21 protein-coding genes and 1 other RNA gene are annotated in these 19,277 nt (G+C 71.4%); 19 read left to right on the top strand and 3 right to left on the bottom strand.

Features of this window, described 5'->3' with window-relative positions:
* Positions 1-17 precede the first annotated feature (17 nt).
* The 7 genes from HZU84_RS13960 to HZU84_RS13990 all read left to right on the top strand — a co-directional run bounded on the left by HZU84_RS13960 (position 18) and on the right by HZU84_RS13990 (position 5,975).
* Positions 18-1,550, top strand: coding sequence for an ABC transporter ATP-binding protein (locus HZU84_RS13960; protein ID WP_149502555.1), 1,533 nt, complete (start codon positions 18-20; stop codon positions 1,548-1,550).
* Complete coding sequence (locus HZU84_RS13965) at positions 1,547-2,695, top strand: ABC transporter permease (protein ID WP_149502556.1); 1,149 nt, start codon at positions 1,547-1,549, stop codon at positions 2,693-2,695. The genes HZU84_RS13960 and HZU84_RS13965 overlap by 4 nt, the downstream gene beginning before the upstream one ends.
* Entirely contained in the window at positions 2,692-3,675 is a 984-nt protein-coding gene (locus HZU84_RS13970) for an ABC transporter permease (protein WP_180692962.1), read from the top strand. Before HZU84_RS13965 ends, HZU84_RS13970 begins: the two co-directional genes overlap by 4 nt.
* Positions 3,676-3,795: 120 nt before the next feature.
* On the top strand, positions 3,796-4,338 hold the full coding sequence (locus HZU84_RS13975) for a hypothetical protein (RefSeq protein ID WP_149502557.1): 543 nt from the start codon (positions 3,796-3,798) through the stop codon (positions 4,336-4,338).
* A gap of 11 nt (positions 4,339-4,349) precedes the next feature.
* Positions 4,350-4,652: an Rz1-like lysis system protein LysC gene (gene lysC, locus HZU84_RS13980; protein ID WP_149502558.1), complete on the top strand. Its 303-nt coding sequence runs from the start codon at positions 4,350-4,352 to the stop codon at positions 4,650-4,652.
* Positions 4,653-4,729: 77 nt separating this feature from the next.
* Positions 4,730-5,046: RNase P RNA component class A (rnpB, locus tag HZU84_RS13985), an RNA gene on the top strand.
* 17 nt (positions 5,047-5,063) lie between these two features.
* Positions 5,064-5,975 carry a DMT family transporter gene (locus HZU84_RS13990; protein ID WP_149502559.1) on the top strand — a complete coding sequence of 304 codons (912 nt, stop codon included), beginning with the start codon at positions 5,064-5,066 and terminating at the stop codon, positions 5,973-5,975.
* Here the strand turns inward: HZU84_RS13990 and HZU84_RS13995 are convergent.
* Entirely contained in the window at positions 5,956-6,579 is a 624-nt protein-coding gene (locus HZU84_RS13995) for an RNA pyrophosphohydrolase (protein WP_149502560.1), read from the bottom strand. The two genes, HZU84_RS13990 and HZU84_RS13995, sit on opposite strands and share 20 nt — an antisense overlap.
* 143 nt (positions 6,580-6,722) lie before the next feature.
* Between HZU84_RS13995 and HZU84_RS14000 the strand changes: the two genes are divergently transcribed.
* The 12 genes from HZU84_RS14000 (at position 6,723) to HZU84_RS14055 (ending at position 18,299) form a co-directional block, all read left to right on the top strand.
* Positions 6,723-8,468, top strand: coding sequence for a proline--tRNA ligase (locus HZU84_RS14000; protein WP_149502561.1), 1,746 nt, complete (start codon positions 6,723-6,725; stop codon positions 8,466-8,468).
* On the top strand, positions 8,465-9,136 hold the full coding sequence (locus HZU84_RS14005; RefSeq protein ID WP_149502562.1) for a lytic transglycosylase domain-containing protein: 672 nt from the start codon (positions 8,465-8,467) through the stop codon (positions 9,134-9,136). Before HZU84_RS14000 ends, HZU84_RS14005 begins: the two co-directional genes overlap by 4 nt.
* A 40-nt stretch (positions 9,137-9,176) precedes the next feature.
* A complete protein-coding gene (locus HZU84_RS14010; protein ID WP_180692963.1) occupies positions 9,177-9,527 on the top strand; it encodes a hypothetical protein in 351 nt (116 codons plus the stop codon).
* Positions 9,528-9,670: 143 nt separating this feature from the next.
* A complete protein-coding gene (locus HZU84_RS14015) occupies positions 9,671-10,366 on the top strand; it encodes a Bax inhibitor-1/YccA family protein (protein WP_149502564.1) in 696 nt (231 codons plus the stop codon).
* 246 nt (positions 10,367-10,612) lie between these two features.
* Positions 10,613-11,695 (top strand): glycosyltransferase family 2 protein, encoded by a 1,083-nt coding sequence (locus HZU84_RS14020; protein ID WP_149502565.1) that lies wholly within the window; start codon positions 10,613-10,615, stop codon positions 11,693-11,695.
* A 25-nt stretch (positions 11,696-11,720) separates the two neighbouring features.
* On the top strand, positions 11,721-13,007 hold the full coding sequence (locus HZU84_RS14025) for a class I SAM-dependent methyltransferase (RefSeq protein ID WP_149502566.1): 1,287 nt from the start codon (positions 11,721-11,723) through the stop codon (positions 13,005-13,007).
* Entirely contained in the window at positions 13,004-14,137 is a 1,134-nt protein-coding gene (gene rfbG / locus HZU84_RS14030; protein ID WP_149502567.1) for a CDP-glucose 4,6-dehydratase, read from the top strand. The genes HZU84_RS14025 and rfbG overlap by 4 nt, the downstream gene beginning before the upstream one ends.
* Positions 14,134-14,724 (top strand): dTDP-4-dehydrorhamnose 3,5-epimerase family protein, encoded by a 591-nt coding sequence (locus HZU84_RS14035; protein ID WP_149502568.1) that lies wholly within the window; start codon positions 14,134-14,136, stop codon positions 14,722-14,724. Before rfbG ends, HZU84_RS14035 begins: the two co-directional genes overlap by 4 nt.
* Complete coding sequence (locus tag HZU84_RS14040) at positions 14,724-16,106, top strand: DUF4910 domain-containing protein (protein WP_149502569.1); 1,383 nt, start codon at positions 14,724-14,726, stop codon at positions 16,104-16,106. Before HZU84_RS14035 ends, HZU84_RS14040 begins: the two co-directional genes overlap by 1 nt.
* Positions 16,103-16,903 (top strand): sugar phosphate nucleotidyltransferase, encoded by an 801-nt coding sequence (locus HZU84_RS14045; protein ID WP_149502570.1) that lies wholly within the window; start codon positions 16,103-16,105, stop codon positions 16,901-16,903. Before HZU84_RS14040 ends, HZU84_RS14045 begins: the two co-directional genes overlap by 4 nt.
* Complete coding sequence (locus HZU84_RS14050) at positions 16,903-17,553, top strand: PIG-L deacetylase family protein (RefSeq protein ID WP_149502571.1); 651 nt, start codon at positions 16,903-16,905, stop codon at positions 17,551-17,553. Before HZU84_RS14045 ends, HZU84_RS14050 begins: the two co-directional genes overlap by 1 nt.
* Positions 17,550-18,299, top strand: coding sequence for an SDR family NAD(P)-dependent oxidoreductase (locus HZU84_RS14055; RefSeq protein WP_180692964.1), 750 nt, complete (start codon positions 17,550-17,552; stop codon positions 18,297-18,299). Before HZU84_RS14050 ends, HZU84_RS14055 begins: the two co-directional genes overlap by 4 nt.
* On the opposite strand, the gene HZU84_RS14060 is transcribed toward HZU84_RS14055, so the two are convergent.
* Positions 18,266-18,862, bottom strand: coding sequence for a UbiX family flavin prenyltransferase (locus HZU84_RS14060; protein ID WP_149505134.1), 597 nt, complete (start codon positions 18,860-18,862; stop codon positions 18,266-18,268). The genes HZU84_RS14055 and HZU84_RS14060 overlap by 34 nt on opposite strands.
* An 8-nt stretch (positions 18,863-18,870) precedes the next feature.
* Positions 18,871-19,185 carry a Grx4 family monothiol glutaredoxin gene (gene grxD, locus HZU84_RS14065; protein WP_149502573.1) on the bottom strand — a complete coding sequence of 105 codons (315 nt, stop codon included), beginning with the start codon at positions 19,183-19,185 and terminating at the stop codon, positions 18,871-18,873.
* Between the last annotated feature and the right edge of the window lie 92 nt (positions 19,186-19,277).

A 19,277-nucleotide genomic window follows, 5' to 3' on the forward strand; every position in this document is an offset into this window, starting at 1 on the left:
GCCAGCGCCTGCGCCGCATGATCGCGCTGCGCGGCATCCACAAGCGCTTCGGCAGCGTGCACGCCAGCCGCGGGGTCACGCTGGAGGTGGCGCCCGGCTCGATCCACGGCCTGATCGGCGAGAACGGCGCCGGCAAGTCGACGCTGATGGGCATTCTCTACGGCCTGCACCCGCCCGACGAGGGCACCATCGAGGTGGACGGCCATGCCCTGAAACCGGGCAGCGCCCGCGATGCGATCGCCGCCGGCATCGGCATGGTGCATCAGCATTTCATGCTGGTGGACCGCTTCACCGTGCTGGAGAACATCGTGCTCGGCGCCGAGCAGGGCTTCGTGCTGGCGCCCAGCCTGGCAGCGGCGCGGCGCGAGGTGCTGCGGCTGGCGGCGGAGTTCGGGCTGGAGGTCGACCCGGATGCGGTGGCCGGCGAGCTGCCGGTGGGCGTGCTGCAGCGCGTCGAGATCCTGAAGGCGCTGTACCGCGGCGCCAGGGTGCTGATCCTCGACGAGCCGACCGGGGTGCTGACGCCGCAGGAGGCCGACCAGCTGATGCGCATGCTGCGCCAGCTGAAGCGCCGCGGCACCACGGTGCTGCTGATCACGCACAAGCTGCGCGAGGTGCTGGCGGTGACCGACCGGGTCACGGTGATGCGTGCCGGCGAGGTGGTCGCCACCCGCGAGACGGCCGCCACCACCGAGGCCGAGCTGGCCGAGCTGATGGTCGGGCGCAAGGTCCGGCTCGGCCGCGAGGGGCCGCCGGCGCAGCCCGGTGCGGTGGTGCTGAGCGCGCGGGGCCTGGGCTGGCGCGATGCGCAGGGCGTGGCGCGGCTCTCTGGCATCGACCTGGACCTGCGCCAGGGCGAGATCGTCGGCGTGGCAGGCGTCTCGGGCAACGGCCAGAGCGAGCTGCTGGAGCTGCTCGCCGGGCTGCGGCCGCTGCAGTCGGGCGAGATCCGTCTGGCGGCCGACGGCGAGCGCCCTGCGGGCGTCTGGCCGCTGGATCCGCACCGGCTGCGCCAGCTCGGCGTGGCGCATGTGCCGGAGGACCGCCACCGCCTGGGCCTGGTGCTGGATTTCGAGGCCTGGGAGTCGGCCGCGCTCGGCTACACCGACGACGCGGCGATCGCCCGCGGGCCGGCGGTGCTGGGCCTGCTCGACCACCGGGCGATGCGCGCACAGTGCGCCGGGATGATGGCCGACTTCGATGTGCGCCCGCCCGACCCGGCCTGGCGCTCGGCGAAGTTCTCCGGCGGCAACCAGCAGAAGCTGGTCATCGCGCGCGAGCTGCGCCGCGCGCCGCGCCTGCTGCTGATCGGCCAGCCCACGCGCGGCGTCGACATCGGCGCGATCGAGACCATCCACCGCGCGCTGCGCCGGCTGCGCGATGCCGGCTGCGCGGTGCTGCTGGTGTCGACCGAACTCGACGAGATCCTGGCGCTGGCCGACCGCATCGTCGTGATGTCGCAGGGCCGCATCACCGGCGAGATGGCGCGTGACGCCGCCGACGAGGTGACGATCGGCCGCTGCATGGGCCAGGGAGGGATCGCGGCATGAGCGGATCGACCGCAGCCGCCGGGGCGCCGCTGCCGCGCTGGATCGACTTCGGCGTGCTGCCGCTGCTCAACGCGCTGCTGGCGCTGGCGGTGGCGGGTGCACTGGTGGCGCTGCTCGGCCACAGCCCGGCGCAGGCGATGCGGCTGCTGGTCGAGGGCGCCTTCGGCTCCGGGCTGGCCTGGGGCTACACGCTGCACTACGCGACCAACTTCATCTTCACCGGTCTGGCGGTGGCGCTGGCCGCGCATGCCGGGCTGTTCAACATCGGCGCGGAGGGCCAGGCCTCGGTCGGCGGGCTGCTGGCCTGCGTTGTCGCGCTGGCGCTGGACCGCTGGCTGCCGGGCTGGGCGGTGCTGCTGCTGGCGATGCCGGCGGCCGCCCTGGGCGGCGCGGCCTGGGCGGCGGTGCCGGCCTGGCTGCAGGCGCGCCGCGGCAGCCACATCGTCATCACGACGATCATGTTCAACTTTCTGGCTTCGGCGCTGCTGGTCTGGCTGCTGGTGAACGTGCTGGCGGTGCCGGGCAATCCGTCGGTGGAGAGCCGGGCGCTGGCCGAGGGCGTCGGCCTGCCGAAGGCGCAGGCGCTGCTGGCCGCGTTGGGCGTGAACGCGCCGGCCACGCCGCTGAACGCGGCGCTCGGGCTGGCGCTGCTGTGCGCGGCCGGGCTGTGGGTGCTGCTGTGGCACACCCGGCTGGGCCACGCGCTGCGCACGCTCGGCCACGCGCCGGGCGCGGCGCACTATGCCGGGCTGTCGTCGGTGCGGCTGACGCTGATCGCGCTGATGGGCTCGGGCGCACTGGCCGGCGGCGTCGGCATCAACGAGGTGCTGGGCGTGCACCACCGGCTGCTGCTGGACTTCGTCGCCGGCGCGGGCTTCACCGGCATCGCGGTGGCGCTGATGGGGCGCAACCACCCGGCCGGCATCGTGCTGGCGGCGCTGCTGTTCGGCGCGCTGGTGCAGGGCGGCTCCGAGCTGGCCTTCGAGATCCCGACCTTCTCGCGCGACATGGTGACCGCGGTGCAGGGCCTGGTGGTGCTGTTCTGCGGCGCGCTGGCGCTGATGCTGCGGCCGCTGGTGGCGCGCCTGTGGGCGCTGTGGACGCTGCGGGCGCGGCGGGTCGCCCCGGCCGGGGAGGGCGCATGAGCGAGCTGCAGGAGCTGGCGACCGTCGTCGCCTCGGTGCTGGGCGCGACGCTGCGCATCAGCGTGCCGCTGGTGCTGTGCGCGCTGGCCGGGGTGCTGAGCGAGCGCGCCGGCGTCATCGACATCGGCCTGGAGGGCAAGCTGCTGGCGGCGGCCTTCGCCGCGGCGGTGGCCGGCGCCTTCGGCTGGCCGGCCGGGGCGGCGCTGCTGGCGGCGGTCGCGGCCGGCATGGCGCTGTCGGCGGTGCACGGGCTGGCCTGCATCCGCTTCCGCGGCGACCAGATCGTCTCCGGCGTGGCGATCAACATCCTGGCGCTCGGGCTGACCGCGGTCATCGGCCTGCACCTGTTCCAGCGCGGCGGGCGCACGCCCGATGTGCCGCCTGAAGGGCGCTTCGGCGTGCTGTTCGACGAGGCGGCGCGTGCGGTGCAGGACTGGCCGCTGATCGGACCGCTGCTGGCCGAGGCGCTGCTGCGCCACACGCTGCTGACCTGGCTGGCCTTCGCGCTGGTGCCGGCGGTGTGGTGGCTGCTCTACCGCACCCGCTTCGGGCTGCGGCTGCGTGCGGTCGGCGAGAACCCGGCGATGGTGGACGCCGCCGGCATCTCGGTGGCCGGGCTGCGCTGGCGCGCGGTGCTGCTGGCCGGCGTGCTGTGCGGCATCGGCGGCGCCTTCCTGACGCTGGCGCAGAACGCCAGCTTCACGCCCGGCATGAGCGCCGGCCGCGGCTTCATGGCGCTGGCGGCGATGGTGTTCGGCCACTGGCATCCGGTGCGCGCGCTGTGGGCCTGTCTGCTGTTCGGCCTGCTCGATGCGGTGGCGATCCGGCTGCAGGGCACGGTCCTGCCGGGTCTGGGCGCAGTGCCGGTCGAGCTGATCCAGGCGCTGCCCTATCTGTTCACCGTGGTGCTGCTGGCGGGCTTCTTCGGCCGCGCGCAGGCGCCGGCCGCACTCGGGCAGTCGTTCACGAAGGAGCGCTGAGCGGCGCGGCCTCTCACGAATCGTCACCGCTGCGGTTCCGGGTCTTGCCTACCATGCGCACCCGTCGGCCGGGATGACAATCCGACCTGAAATGCAAAATCATCATTCTGGAGTTCATCGATGTCCGACAAGCTGCGTCTGATCGCGACGACCGCGGCCCTGCTGGTGTCCGGCTGGATCGGCCATGGCATCGGCTCCTCCGACCGGCAGGCCGCCGAGCACCGCGCCGCCCGGCTCGAGACCCAGATGCGCGACAGCGAGGCACGCCACCGCCAGGCGCAGATCGCACTGGCCGAGGAGCTGCGCTCGCGCGAGGCCGCCTTCGAAGTGCGCCTGCGCGAGCTGCAGGTGTCCTTCGACGAGCAGAAGGTCGAGATGATCGAGGCACTCGACGACAGCCAGGCCCAGCTGGCCGATCTGGCCCAGCGTCGCCGCGACACCGATGCCGAGCTGCTGCGGGTGCGCAAGGCGCTGGCGGCGGCTGGCGGCGGCGGCTCCGGCCGCCTGCGCGACGAGCTGCGCGAGCGCGAGCTGCAGCTGGTGCTGCTGCAGGGCCAGCTGCGCCAGAACGCGGCCGGCATGAGCTGCCTGTCGGCGCCGGTGCCGCCGGAGGCGCTGCGCACGCTCAACCGCGTGGCCGGCAACGGCAGCCGGGCGCGCTGATGAGAGCCGCCATGCTGTCGCCTGCTTCGGCTCTCGTGCTGCTGGCCGCGCTGGGCCTGGGCGGCTGCGCCTCGAGTCCGTCGGTGCCGCCTGCGCCGGTCGCACCGAAGTGCGTGCTGCCGACCGGCGTCGACAGCGCCTGCCCGACGCCGCAGCCGCTCAAGGCCGGCCTGACCTACCGCGAGCTGCTCGAGGCCCATCTGGCCGATCGCCAGCAGCTGCAGCGCTGCGCGGCGCAGCATGAGGAACTGCGCCGCGTGATCGCGGCCTGCCAGGCGCGGGTCGACGCGCTGTCCCGCACGCGGCGCTACTGAGCGCCACGCGGCGGCCGGCGCGCCTGTGTCCGGCCTCGCCCGCCCTTGTCTTGCGCTTGTGGGACAATCCCGGCCGTGGAGTCAGCCAGACCGCCGCTGGTGCAAGGATCGAAAGGTCGCACTGGAGGAAGGTCCGGACTGCACAGGGCAGCGCAGGAGGTAACACCTCTCCACCGCGAGGTGAGGATCAGAGCAACAGAGACGAGCCGGTTCGGTCCGGGTGAAACGGGCAATCTCTGCGCGCAGCAACACCAAATAGGCCAGCTATGACGCGGCCCGCTGAGCTGGCGGGTAGGTGGCATCGAGCCGTTCCGGTGACGGGCGGCCCAGAGGAATGGCGGTCACGGCGGGGCAACCCGCCGCACAGAATCCGGCCTATCGGCTGACTCCACACTTTTCTGTCGTTTGCCCATGCCCGCACGCTCCCATCTCGATCTTGTCGCCGTCCTGAGCCTGCTGCTGTGCTGCATGCTGTGGGGGCTCAACCAGGTCTCGATCAAGCTGGCGCTGCCGGAGGTGCCGGCACTGGTGCAGGTCTCGATCCGCAGCATCGTCGCCTTCGTGCTGCTGCTGGGCTGGATGCGCTGGCGCGGCCTGCGCTGGGACGGGCTCGGCCCGAGCCTGCGGCCGGGGCTGCTGGCCGGTTTCCTGTTCGCCACCGAGTTCGCGCTGGCCTTCGTCGGCCTGCAGCACACCACCGCCGCGCGCGGCGTGGTCTTCATCAATACCTCGCCCTTCGTCGTCGCGCTGGTGCTGGCGGCGCTGCACCGGGGCGAGCGGCTGATGCCGCTGCAGTCCGTCGGGCTGCTGATCGCCTTTGCTGCGCTGGCGGCGGCTTTCGGGGAGGGTTTTTCGCTCACCGCAGCCGGCACCACCTGGCGTGGCGACCTGATGATCCTGGTGGCCGCGGTGCTGTGGGGGCTGACCACGGTGACGATCCGGCTGTCGGTGCTGCGCAGCGCGCCGTCCGAGGTCACGCTGGCCTGGCAGCTCGGGGTGGCGGCACTGCTGTCGCCGCTGGCCGCTCTGGTCCATGGCGATGCCTGGCCGCAGTCCTGGAGCCTGCTGGCGATCGGCTCGATGGTCTATCAGGGCGTGATCGTGACCTTCGCCAGCTATCTGCTGTGGTTCTGGCTGCTGACCCGCTATCCCGCGACCCAGGTCCAGGCCTTCGTGCTGCTCACGCCGGTGTTCGGCACGCTCAGCGCCGGGCTGCTGCTCGACGAGCCGATCACGCCAGCCCTGCTGCTGGCGCTGGTTGGCATCTGCCTGGGGCTGGTGCTGCTGAACCGGCGCCCGCCGGTCAGGACGTCCCCAGCTTGAACTCGAGCGGCGGCAGATCGCTCATCGCGGTGTCGCCCTGCAGCTGGGCCGTGCTGGCGCGAGGCTCGGCGCCGTCCTCGCGGCGCATCGAGCGCATGCCGTGGCGCAGATAGCGGTTGTGATGGTTCGGGCGCGCCGGGATGAAGCGCGCCAGCTCGGTCAGCGCCATCTGGTAGACATTGCGCTTGAACTCGATCACCACATCCAGTGGCACCCAGTAGTCGTGCCAGCGCCAGGCGTCGAACTCCGGATGCGTGGACGCGCGCAGGTTCATGTCGGTGTCCCGGCCCATGAGCTGCAGCAGGAACCAGATCTGCTTCTGCCCCTTGTAGTGACCGCGTGCATCGCGGCGGATGTAGTGCTCGGGCACCTCGTAGCGCAGCCAGTCTCGTGTGCGCGCGATGATGCGCACATGTTCAGGATGCAGCCCCACTTCCTCGTGGAGCTCTCGGAACATCGCCTGCTCCGGCGTCTCGCCATGCTTGATGCCGCCCTGCGGGAATTGCCAGGAGTGGGTGCGAATGCGCTTGCCCCAGAACACCTGGTTCCGCTGGTTGAGCAGGATGATGCCGACGTTGGGCCGGAAGCCTTCTCGGTCGAGCATAATCAGACCCCAATTTTCACGTTGAACCCATTATTGCACCGGGTCCGATTGGCGCAAGCCCGCGGATCACCCGAGCAGGGACAAGGGCTCCCGTCGCCCGTCCAGAGGTTCCACTCAGTACCCGTCCGCGTACCGACCACCCCATGAAAGCCTCCCAGTTCTTCATCGCCACCCTGAAGGAAGCGCCCGCCGATGCCGAGGTGATCAGCCACAAGCTGATGATGCGAGCCGGCATGATCAAGCGCCTGGGCGCGGGCATCTACAACTACATGCCGATGGGGCTGCGGGTGATCCGCAAGGTCGAGGGCATCATCCGCGAGGAGATGAACCGCGCCGGCGCCGTCGAGCTCTTGATGCCGGTGGTGCAGCCGGCCGAGCTGTGGCAGGAGACCGGCCGCTTCGACAAGATGGGCCCGGAGATGATGCGGGTGAAGGATCGGCATGACCGCGACTTCATCATCCAGCCGACCAGCGAAGAGGTGGTGACCGACATCGCGCGCCAGGAGCTGCGCAGCTACAAGCAGCTGCCCAAGAATTTCTATCACATCCAGACGAAGTTCCGCGACGAGCGCCGGCCGCGCTTCGGCATCATGCGCGGGCGCGAGTTCACGATGAAGGACGCGTACTCCTTCGACCGCAGCCCCGAGGCCGCGGCCAGGAGCTACGAGACGATGTTCGCCGCCTACAAGCGCATCTTCGATCGCTTCGGCCTGACCTACCGCGCGGTGGCGGCCGACACCGGCGCCATCGGCGGCGACCTCAGCCACGAGTTCCAGGTCATCGCCCAGACCGGCGAGGACGCGATCATCTACTGCCCGACCAGCGACTACGCCGCCAACATCGAGCTGGCCGAGGCCGTGGCCCCGGCCGCGCCGCGCGCCGAACCGTCTGCCGCGATGGTCAAGACGCTGACGCCGGGCAAGAGCACCTGCGCGGATGTCGCCGCCTTCCTGGGCCTGCCGCTGACGAAGTCGCTCAAGAGCCTGGTGCTGGCCACCGACACGCGCAACGAGCAGGGCGACATCGTCGGCTCGACCGTCTGGCTGCTGCTGCTGCGCGGCGACCACGAGATGAACGAGGTCAAGGTCGGCAAGATCGAGGGCCTGAAGAACGGCTTCCGCTTCGCCACGCTGGCCGAGATCGACGAGCACTTCGGCTGCAAGCCGGGCTACCTGGGCCCGGTCGGTCTGAAAAAGCCGGTGAAGATCATCGCCGACCGCTCGGTGGCCGCGATGAGCGACTTCTGCTGCGGCGCCAACGAGGAGGACTACCACCTGACCGGCGTGAACTGGGGCCGCGACCTGCCCGAGCCCGATCTGGTGGCCGACCTGCGCAACGTCGTCGAGGGCGATCCGTCGCCGGACGGCCGGGGCGTGCTGGCGATCGAGCGTGGCATCGAGGTCGGCCATGTCTTCTACCTCGGCACCAAGTACTCGAAGGCGATGAACGCGACCTTCCTGGACGAGACCGGCAAGCCGGCGCTGATGGAGATGGGCTGCTACGGCATCGGCGTGACCCGCATCCTGGGCGCGGCCATCGAGCAGGGCCATGACGCGCGCGGCATCATCTGGCCGGACGCGATCGCGCCGTTCACCGTGGCGATCTGCCCGATCGGCTACGACCGCTCGGCCGACGTCAAGGCCGCCGCCGACGCGCTGCACGAGGAACTGCAGGCTGCCGGCATCGACGCGATCCTCGACGACCGCGGCGAGCGCCCTGGCGCGATGTTCGCCGACTGGGAGCTGATCGGCGTGCCGCACCGCGTGGTGCTGTCCGACCGCGGCCTGAAGGAAGGCCAGGTCGAGTACCAGGGCCGGCGCGACGAGGCCGCGACCAAGGTGGCGGCCGCCGAGGTCGTCGCCTTCGTGAAGGGTCGCCTGAAGGCATGAGCTGTCGCCGCCGCGCCTGGCTGATCGGTGCCGGACCGGCGCTGGCCGGGCTGGGCATCAGCCCGACCGCGCAGGCTGGTGGCCAGCTCGAGGAGCCGCTGGCCGATTCGGTGCGCACCGCGCTGGCGGCGGCGGTGGCCGGCAACGGCGCACCGCCCCGGCTCGAGTTCGTCTCGACCGAGGCACGGCTGGCGCATCTGCGCTGGCTGGGCGCCATGAGCGAGCGGCTGGCGCGGCGCAAGCCCGACTTCAACGTCCGCCGCGAATTCCTCGAGACGGTCTGGTACGAGAGCCGGCGCGCCGGCCTCGATACCGCGCTGGTGCTCGGGCTGATCGAGGTGGAGAGCGGATTCCGCAAGTACGCGATCTCGGTGGTCGGCGCGCGCAGCTACATGCAGGTCATGCCCTTCTGGGCGCGCACGATCGGCGACGGCGACGCCTCGCGGCTGTTCCACATGCAGACCAATCTGCGCTTCGGCTGCGTGATCCTGCGCCACTACCTCGATCGCGAGCGGGGCGATCTCTTCATGGCGCTGGGGCGCTACAACGGCAGCCGGGGCAAGGCGCCTTATCCGAACATGGTGATGGCCGCGCGCCGTCGCTGGGAACACCCGGACGCGGCGACCGCTTCTCCGGTGCTGGCTGCAGCCCCGGCGCCGACACGGTGAGCGCGGCTCCGCTACACTTGATCCCATGTTCCGTCGACTGATGTCCCTGTTCGCTGTGCTGATGCTGCTGTGCGCCGGCCTGCTTGGCGGGGCACAGGCTGCAGTCGCGACCGTCACGCTGGTCGCCCAGGCCGATGCCGACTGCCGTGCCGAAGCCGACCGCCCTCTGCGGGCCGACGAGGGCACGCCGCCGGCCGCGCTGCCGGATCGCACCGATCCGGCCCAGGAGTCCGACCCGGTGGCCGAACTGGCCGATGTCCCGCCGCTGCCGGGGCTGTTGCCGCAGCCGCATTGCCGCGGACTGCAGCGGGCGCTGCACCCGGCCGAGGGCCGACCCCAGGCTTCGCCCTATCTCGACGGGCCCTTGCGTCCACCCCGCCTGAGCGCCTGAGCCGCGATCCGCCGGCGCGCCGCACGCCCGACGCTGATCGCCGTGACCGCCCGGGGTCCGTCATCCTTCCGGGTCGCCTCTGCATCCACTGATCCGTCGTGATCGGTTCCTGTCTTTCCGCTGTCTCCGAAGGAGCTACTGCCATGTCCGACCTGTTCCAGAACCACGGTTTCGCGTCTGTCGCGATGCCCAGCGCCGCCGAGCGCAACCGCGTGATGCGCAACACCTACATGCTGCTCGCGCTGTCGATGATCCCGACCGTGCTGGGCGCCTGGCTGGGTGTCGCCACCGGCCTGACCCGCGCGATGTCGCCGCTGGTCGGCCTGATCGTGTTCATGGCCGGCGCGTTCGGCTTCATGTTCGCGATCGAGAAGACCAAGAACTCGGCCGCCGGCGTGCCGATCCTGCTGGCCTTCACCTTCTTCATGGGTCTGATGCTGTCGCGCCTGATCGGCACGGTGCTGGGCCTGTCCAACGGTGCCGGCCTGATCATGACCGCCTTCACCGGCACCGGCCTGATCTTCTTCGGCATGGCCACGCTGTCGACGGTGATCAAGCGCGACCTGTCGTCGATGGGCAAGTTCCTGTTCATCGGCATGATCATGGTGCTGGTGGCCGGCATCGCCAACATCTTCCTGCAGTCGAGCGCGCTGATGATCACGCTGTCGGTGCTGACGATCGGCATCTTCTCGGCCTTCATCCTCTATGACCTCAAGCGCATCGAGAACGGCGAGGAAACCAACTACATCACCGCCACGCTGGGCATCTACCTGAGCCTGTACAACGTGTTCCAGTCGCTGCTGTCGCTGCTGGGCATCTTCGGCGGCAACGACGACTGAGTGTCGGACGGCCAGATCGCCACGCCGGCCTGACCGGCGTGGCGCTGCCGGTCTGATCTGATCTCCTGGGCAGGGCGCCCGACTGCTGACGCGGTCGGGCGCCCTGCCGCTTTCTGGACTTCCGGCACCGCCGCGCCCCGTCAACCGGGGGACTCTGTCGCGGGATGGCTTCCCTGTGGACAGTCTCTGAAGATAATGATTCATGAGTAACACACGGTTACCATGAGTGCCATCAGAGAGTCCCCGATGCCTGCTTCCGCTTCTGCTTCCGCCTCTGCGGCCGCCGTGTCCGGTCCGGCGGTCTCGATCGTCGTCCTGAACTACAACTACGGCCGTTTCGTGGCCGCAGCGATCGAATCCGCGCTGGCGCAGACCGCGCCGGGCTGCGAGGTGATCGTCGTCGACAACGGTTCGACCGACGATTCGGCCGAGGTGATCGCGCGCTATGCGGACCGGGTGAGGGTGGTGCGCCAGCCGGTCAACATCGGCCAGGGCCAGGGCTACAACCTCGGCATCGCGGCGGCGCGCGGCCAGTGGATCGTCTGGCTGGATGCCGACGACCTGCTCGATCCTGACGCGATCGCCACCTGCCTGGCCGCGGCCGACGACCACACCGCCAAGGTCCAGTACGCGCTGCGCCTGATCGACGCCGAGGGCCGGCCGCTCGGCGGCACCATGCCCTATCTCAGTCACCACGGCGATGTGGTGCCGATCATCCGCCGGCTCGGCCACTACGCCGGCCCGCCCGGCAGCGGCAATCTCTATCGGCTGCGTGCGGTCGCGCCCTATTTCCCGGTCGATCCGAAGGACTGGCCGATCTGCACCGACACCGTGCCGTTCCTGACCGCGCCCTTCCACGGCCGTGTGGTCCATGTCGAGCGTCCGCTGGGCAGCTACCGGCTGCACCGCAAGCCGGCCGACCGCGATGCGCCGGGCTACCGCGGCAACTACAGCGGCAGCGTTGGCCAGGAGGTGCGGCTGGTGGTCGACAGCCGCGAGCGCACGCTCGAGCTGCTGCGTCAGCGCTCGGGCTTCTGCATCGACGCGCCGGCGCTGATGCTGCCCACGCATGTGCGCCACCGCATCACCTCGTGGCGCTGGGCGCGCGAGTCCCATCCCTTTCCCGACGACAGCGCCGACAGCCTGTGGGCGCTGATGCGCGCGTCGCTGCAGCACTGTCCCGGCTATGGCGAGGCGCAGCGCGCCGCGCTGCTGGCCTGGGCGGCCGGCGCGCTCTTCCTGCCCGCGCCGATGGCCGGTGCGGTGATGAACGGCGCGCAGCCGCTGCGCGAGGCGCTGGACCGCTGGCGTCGCCGCTCCATTTCCTGATCCGATTGCCGAGAAGAAGTCCGCCATGAACGACGACACGACTGACGACACGAACGATCCGACGAGGGCGGACCGCCTGCTGCCGGCCTGCCGCTTCTGCGGCACGCCGCTGCGCACCAGCTTCGTCGACCTGGGCCTGAGCCCGCTGTGCCAGACCCACATCGAGGCGCACCAGCTCGGCGAGATGGAGCGCTTCTATCCGCTGCATGCGCGCGTGTGCGAGCAGTGCTTCCTGGTGCAGCTGCCGGCCTTCGTCGCGCCGGACGAGATCTTCGGCGAGTACGCCTACTTCTCGTCCTTCTCGTCGAGCTGGGTCGAGCATGCGCGCCGCTACACCGCGCAGATGACCGAGCGCTACCGGCTGGGTGCGCACAGCCGCGTCGTCGAGGTCGCCAGCAACGACGGCTACCTGCTGCAGCACTTCGTCGCCGCCGGCGTGCCGGTGCTGGGCATCGAGCCGGCGGCCAATGTCGCGCGCGCCGCCGAGGCCCGCGGCGTGCCGACCCGGGTGGACTTCCTGGGCGAGGCCACCGGCCGGGCGATCGCGGCCGAGTTCGGCGCCGCCGACCTGGTGCTGGGCAACAACGTGCTGGCCCATGTGCCCGACATCAACGACTTCGTGCGCGGGCTGCGCGCGCTCTTGGCGCCCGCGGGCGTCATCACGATGGAGTTCCCGCACCTGATGCGGCTGATCGAGCGCAACCAGTTCGACACCATCTACCACGAGCACTTCAGCTACCTGTCGTTCTCGACGGTGGAGCGCATCTTCGCCGCGCACGGCCTGGTGCTGCACGATGTGGAGGAGCTGCCGACGCACGGCGGCTCGATCCGCATCCACGCGCACCACGCCACGAACGCGGCGCTGCCGGTGGGCGAACGTGTGGCCGAGATGCGCGAGCGCGAGCGGGCGCTGGGCTATCACGCGATCGAGCGCTATCTCGGCTTCGGCGAGCAGGTCCGGCAGGTCAAGCACCGGCTGCTGGCCCATCTGATCGAGGCGAAGGCGGCCGGCCGCAAGGTGGTCGGCTACGGCGCGCCGGGCAAGGGCAACACGCTGCTGAACTACTGCGGCATCCGCAGCGACTTCCTCGACTTCACCGTCGACGCCAATCCCTACAAGCAGGGCAAGTACACGCCCGGCACCCGCATCCCGATCCTCGCGCCCGAGGCGCTGCGCCAGGCGCGGCCCGACGAGGTGCTGATCCTGCCGTGGAACCTGAAGGACGAGATCGTCGCGCAGCACGGCTACATCCGCGAATGGGGCGGGCGCTTCATCGTGCCGATCCCGCAGCTCGAGGTGATCACGCCATGAACGCAGCCGTCATCGATCCCGCCTTCTGGCGCGGCCGCCGGGTGATGCTGACCGGCCACACCGGCTTCAAGGGCGCCTGGCTGGGGCTGCTGCTGCACCGGCTCGGCGCCGAGGTGCTGGGCTTCTCGCTGCCGCCGCCGACCACGCCCAGCCTGTTCGATCTGGCCGGCGTCGGCGCCGACCTGCGCACCGTCACCGGCGACGTGCGCGATGCCGCGGCGCTGGCGGCGGCGGTGCACGACTTCGCGCCCGAGGTGCTGCTGCACATGGCCGCGCAGTCGGTGGTGCTGGACTCGTATGCCGATCCGCTGGGCACCTACTCGACCAATGTGATGGGCACCGCGAACCTGCTCGAGGCGGTGCGCCGCGCCGGCCTGACGCGGCCGCTGGCGCTGGTCAACGTCACCACCGACAAGGTCTATCACAACCAGCGCTGGCTCTGGAGCTACCGCGAGAACGAGGCGCTGGGCGGGCGCGATCCGTACTCGAACAGCAAGGCCTGCTCGGAGCTGGTGACCCAGTCCTTCGTCGCCTCCTTCTTCCCGCCGGAGCGGTGGGCCGAGCACGGCGTCGCGGTGGCCTCGGCACGCGCGGGCAACGTGATCGGCGGCGGCGACTGGACGCCGCACCAGCTGGTGCCGGCCATCATCGCCGCGGCGCAGGCCGGGCAGCCGGTGGCGCTGCGCAACCCGGCCGGCGTGCGGCCCTGGCAGCATGTGCTCGACTGCCTGCACGGCTACCTCGGCCTGGCCGAGCGGCTGCTGCGCGAGCCGCATCGGGCGGCCGGCGACTGGAACTTCGGACCGCCCTCCGACGAGGTGGTCACCGTCGCGCAGGTGGCCGAGGGCGTCGCCCGCCACTGGGCGCTGTCGCCGGCCTGGACCCAGGCGCCGGGCGAGCGTCCGCCCGAGGAGCCCGAGCTGCGCCTGGACTGCAGCAAGGCCGCGCGCCAGCTGGGCTGGCGCTGCCGGCTGGCGACGCCGCAGGCGCTGGACTGGGTCGCGCAGTGGCATCTGCGCCACCAGGCGGGCGAGGGCGCACGCCGGATCTGCCTGGACCAGATCGACGCCTTCCTGGCGCATCTGGGGCTGGATGTCGGCGTGCATGTCGGCGCGGAGGTGCCGCGATGAGCACGCTGCGCTGCGTCGCGCTGGCGATCGAGGGCGCCTTCCGGCTCGAGCCGCAGCCGCTGGAGGACGAGCGCGGCGGCTTCGCGCGGCTGTGGTGCCGCGACACGCTGCGCGCGGCCGGCCTGGACGAGGCGCGGCTGGCGGTGATGCAGACCAGCGCGTCCTTCAACCGCCGCGCCGGCACGCTGCGCGGCCTGCATTTCGCCTGGCCGCCGGCGCAGGAGGCCAAGGTGGTGCGCTGCGCGCGCGGGCGCATGCTCGACGTGCTGCTCGACCTGCGGCCCGGCTCGCCGACCTGGCTGCGCCATGTCGCGGTCGAGCTCGATGCCGACACCCGTCAATCGCTGGTGGTGCCGGCGGGCGTCGCGCACGGCTTCCAGACCCTGGTCGACGACACCGAGGTCCACTACATGATGAACGAGGCCTGGCGGCCGGACTGCGCCGCCGGCGTGCGCCCGGACGATCCGGCCTTCGGCGTGGCCTGGCCGCTGCCGGTCGCGGCGATCTCCGAGCGCGACCGCGACGCGCCCGACTTCGACGCCGACGCGCACCGCCGGCGCTGGTCGGCCGGCGGGGAGGGCCGCTGATGGCGCTGCTGCTCGACGAGCTGCGCTCGGCCGACGGCGCCGCCGAGGCCGGCGCGCAGGCCTGGCGCCTGGCCGAGGCGATGTATCCGCTGTGCCGCAGCCTGACGGGCGCCGGCGTGCGCGCCACGCTCGACCTGATCGAGACGCAGGGCGGCCTGCCGCTGCAGCGCACCGAGGTGCCCAGCGGCACGCCGGTGCACGACTGGGAGGTGCCGCTCGAGTGGAATGTGCGCGACGCCTGGATCGCCGATGCCGCCGGCCGGCGGGTCGTCGACTTCCGCGCCCACAACCTGCACCTGATGAGCTACTCGGTGCCGGTGCGCCGGCAGATGACGCTGGAGGAACTGCAGCCGCACCTGCACTCGCTGCCCGATCGGCCCGACGACATTCCCTACCGCACCAGCTACTACCGCGAGCACTGGGCCTTCTGCCTGCGCCACCGCGACCGCGAGCGCCTCGGGCCCGGCCCCTACGAGGTGGTGGTCGACAGCACGCTGGCGCCGGGCCACCTGACGCTGGCCGAGTTCGTCGTGCCCGGCCAGAGCGACGACGAGATCCTGGTCCACACCCATGTCTGCCATCCTTCGCTGGCCAACGACAACCTCGCCGGCATCGCGGTGGCGGTCGAACTGGCGCGGGCGCTGGGACGCAGCCGGCCGCGCCACACCTGGCGCTTCATCTTCGCGCCCGGCACGATCGGCTCGCTGACCTGGCTGGCGCTGCGCCCGCAAGTGCTGCCGCGGGTGCGCGCCGGCCTGGTGCTGGGCCTGCTGGGCGACGGCGCGCCGCTGCAGTACAAGCGCAGCCGCCGCGGCGACACGCTGACCGACCGCGCCGCCGCGCATGTGCTGGCCGGCATCGAGGGCGCGCGCCTGCTCGACTTCGAGCCCTACGGCTACGACGAGCGCCAGTACGGCTCGCCCGGCTTCGACCTGCCGGTGGGCCGGCTGACCCGCTCGGTCAACGGCGGCTACCCCGAATACCACTGCAGCGCCGACGACATGACGCTGCTGCGCCCGCAGGCGCTGGCCGGCGCGCTGCAGGCGCTGGCGCGGCTGGCGCAGGTGCTCGACGGCAACCGCCGCCTGCTCAACCTCAGCCCCTTCGGCGAGCCGCGGCTGGGCCGGCGCGGGCTCTACCGCAGCACCGGCGGCCACGCGCCGGGCGCCTTCGAGCACGCGCTGCTGTGGGTGCTGAGCCAGTCCGACGGCGCGCATGACCTGCTGGCCATCGCCGAGCGCGCGCGGCTGCCCTTCGAGGCGATCGAGGCCGCCGCCGAGGCGCTGCAGCAGGCCGGGCTGCTGCGCGATCTCGCGCCGGACGAGCCCGCTCCGGCCTTCACGATCCCTGGCTCCCAGACCCCGAAAGGCACTCCGACATGAAAGTCGTCCTGTTCTGCGGCGGACTCGGCACGCGGCTGCGCGAGCATTCCGACACCATCCCCAAGCCGCTGGTCAACATCGGCGTGCGGCCGATCCTGTGGCACCTGATGCGCTACTACGCGCACTTCGGCCACAAGGAATTCATCCTCTGCCTGGGCTACCGCGGCGACCTGATCCGCGACTATTTCCTGAACTACAACGAGTGCCTGTCGAACGACTTCGTGCTCAGCGAGGGCGGCCGGCGCATCGAGCTGATGCGCAGCGACCTGCAGGACTGGAAGATCACCTTCGTCGACACCGGCCTGCACGCCAACATCGGCCAGCGCCTGCTGCGGGTGCGCCAGCACCTCGGCGACGACGAGGAGTTCCTGGCCAACTACGCCGACGGCCTGAGCGACCTGCCGCTGGACCGCCACATCGCCGAGTTCCGCGCGCGCGGTGCCGCCGCCAGCTTCGTCGCGGTGCCTTCGCCGCAGAGCTTCCACACGCTGCACGGCGACGAGGACGGCCTGGTGACCTCCTTCGGCCCGATGAGCGAGGCCAGCCCCTTCTGGATCAACGCCGGCTTCTTCTGCCTGCGCCGCGAGATCTTCGATCTGATCGAGGAGGGCGACGAGCTGGTGGAGGCGCCGTTCCAGCGCCTGATCGCGCAGCGCCGCCTGGGCGTGTTCCGCTACCGCGGCTTCTGGCAGGCGATGGACACCTTCAAGGACAAGATCACCTACGACCGCATGGAAGGCCGCGGCGAGTGCCCGTGGATGGTCTGGAAGGACGAGCGCCTGCAGGGGGCGGCCTGATGCTGAGGCTCGATCCAGCCGCCGGGCGCCAGCGGCTGCATCTGCTGTGCCTGGGGGCGCACAGCGATGATCTGGAGATCGGCTGCGGCGGCGTGCTGCTGCGCTGGCTGGCCGAGGTGCCCGAGCTGCACCTGACCTGGGTGGTGCTGAGCGCGCCGGGCGAGCGCGCCCGGGAGGCGCGGCGCAGCGCGCGTGCGCTGATGAAGGGCGCGGCCGGGCTGGAGATCGTCATCGGCGACTTCGCGGACGCGCAGTTCCCGGCCGAGCTGCCGCGGCTGAAGGCCTTCCTGGCCGAACTGGGCCGGCGGGTGTCGCCCGACCTGGTGCTGACGCACCGGCTGGAGGACCGCCACCAGGACCACCGCACGGTGGCCGAGCTGACCTGGCAGACCTGGCGCGACCATCTGATCCTCGAGTACGAGATCCCGAAGTACGAGGGCGATCTCGGCCAGCCCAATGTCTATGTGCCGCTGACGGCCGAGCAGGCCCGGCGCAAGGTCCGCCACCTGATGCGCCACTTCGGCAGCCAGCGCTCGAAGGGCTGGTTCTCGGAGGCGACCTTTCGCGGCCTGATGGCGCTGCGCGGCATCGAATGCCGCGCGCCCGACGGCCAGGCCGAGGCGCTGCACGCGCGCAAGGTGGTGCTGTGAGCGCAGACGGGCCGCCGCCGCAGCGGCTGGTGCTGCTCAGCGGCGGCTCGCGCGGGCTGGGTGCGGCGCTGGCTGCGGGCTGGCGCGGCGAGGGCTGGCGGGTGCTGACGCTGTCGCGCACCGAGCCGCCCGACACGCCGCCGGGCGACTGGATCCGCGCCGATCTGGCCGATCCGGTCGCGGCCGCCGCCGCGCTGTCGGCGGCGCTGGCCGGCATCGATCCGGCCAGCGTGGCGGCGCTGATCGTGCTGCACAACGCCGCGACGCTGGAGCCGCTCGGCCCGGTCGAGCAGGCCGCGCCCGAGGCGCTGGCCGCCGGGCTGCAGGTCGGTCTGATCGCCGGGGTCACGCTGCTGGCCGCCGCGATGGCGCATTTCCGCGCCAGCCCGGGGCGCAAGATCGTCGCGCAGGTCAGCTCGGGCGCGGCGCTGCGCAGCCACGCCGGGCTGACGGTCTACGGCGCGGCCAAGGCCGGACTGGATCATTTCATCCGCGGGCTGGCTGTCGACGAGGCGACGCAGTGCCGGCCCTTTCTCCCGGTCGCGCTCGATCCGGGCGCGATGGATACCGCGATGCAGCAGCGCCTGCGCCAGCGCAATGCGGCCGGCAGCCGCCAGCGCGAGCAGGCCGGCCAGCTCGGGGCGGTGGAGGAGGTCGCGGCGTGGATGCGCGCTGTGCTGGCCTCACCCGGACTGAAGCCGGGCTCGCGCCATCATGTGCGCGACGGGCTGGCCGGCGTCGCCTGACCGAGCCCCGCCCAGGCCTGCGGCCGGGCCGCGGCGATGCCGGCGAGCTGCAGCACCCGCTCGACCGTCTCGTCGACCAGCTCGGCGATGGTCTGCGGCCGGTGGTAGAAGGCCGGCAGCGGCGGGAAGACGATGCCGCCCATCTCGGTGACGGCGGTCATGTTGCGCAGGTGGGCCAGGTTGAACGGCGTCTCGCGCACCATCAGGATCAGGCGGCGGCGCTCCTTGAGCGTCACGTCGGCCGCGCGGGTCAGCAGGTTGTCGCCGAAGCCGTGCGCGATCGCGGCCAGCGTCTTCATCGTGCAGGGCGCGATCACCATCGCCGCGGTGTCGAAGCTGCCGCTGGCGATGCAGGCGCCGATCTCGCCGGGCGCATGCGCGACCGTGGCCAGCGACTCCAGCGCGCGCCGGTCCAGGCCGCATTCGTGATGCACGTTGAGCACGCCCGAGGGCGTGACCACCAGATGCGTCTCGACGCCCAGATCGCGCGCCCGCTCCAGCAGGCGCACGCCATAGGCGGCGCCCGAGGCGCCGGTGATGCCGACGACCAGCCGCGGGCGCATGGCCGTCATCAGGCCTTCGGTGCCAGCAGCTGCTGCAGCTCGCCCGCCTGGTACATCTCCATCATGATGTCCGAGCCGCCGACGAATTCGCCGTTGATGTAGAGCTGCGGGATGGTCGGCCAGTTCGAGTAGTCCTTGATGCCCTGGCGGATCGCCGGATCCTCGAGCACGTTGACGGTGGTGATCTGGTTGACGCCGCAGGCCTTCAGGATCTGCACCGCGCGGCCGGAGAAGCCGCACTGCGGAAACTGGGCGGTGCCCTTCATGAACAGGACAACCGGGTTGCCCTTGACGAGTTCGTCGATCTGCTGATGGGTGCTCATGGCGTGGTTCGGGAGGAGTGGGAAAGAGGATCGGGAATCAGGGCCGATTTATAAGGCAAAGCGGCAGCGCCGGCCTGCGGACCGCAAGAGAC

Origin of the sequence: Sphaerotilus sulfidivorans, from assembly GCF_013426975.1 — a bacterium.
Lineage (GTDB): Bacteria > Pseudomonadota > Gammaproteobacteria > Burkholderiales > Burkholderiaceae_C > Sphaerotilus > Sphaerotilus sulfidivorans.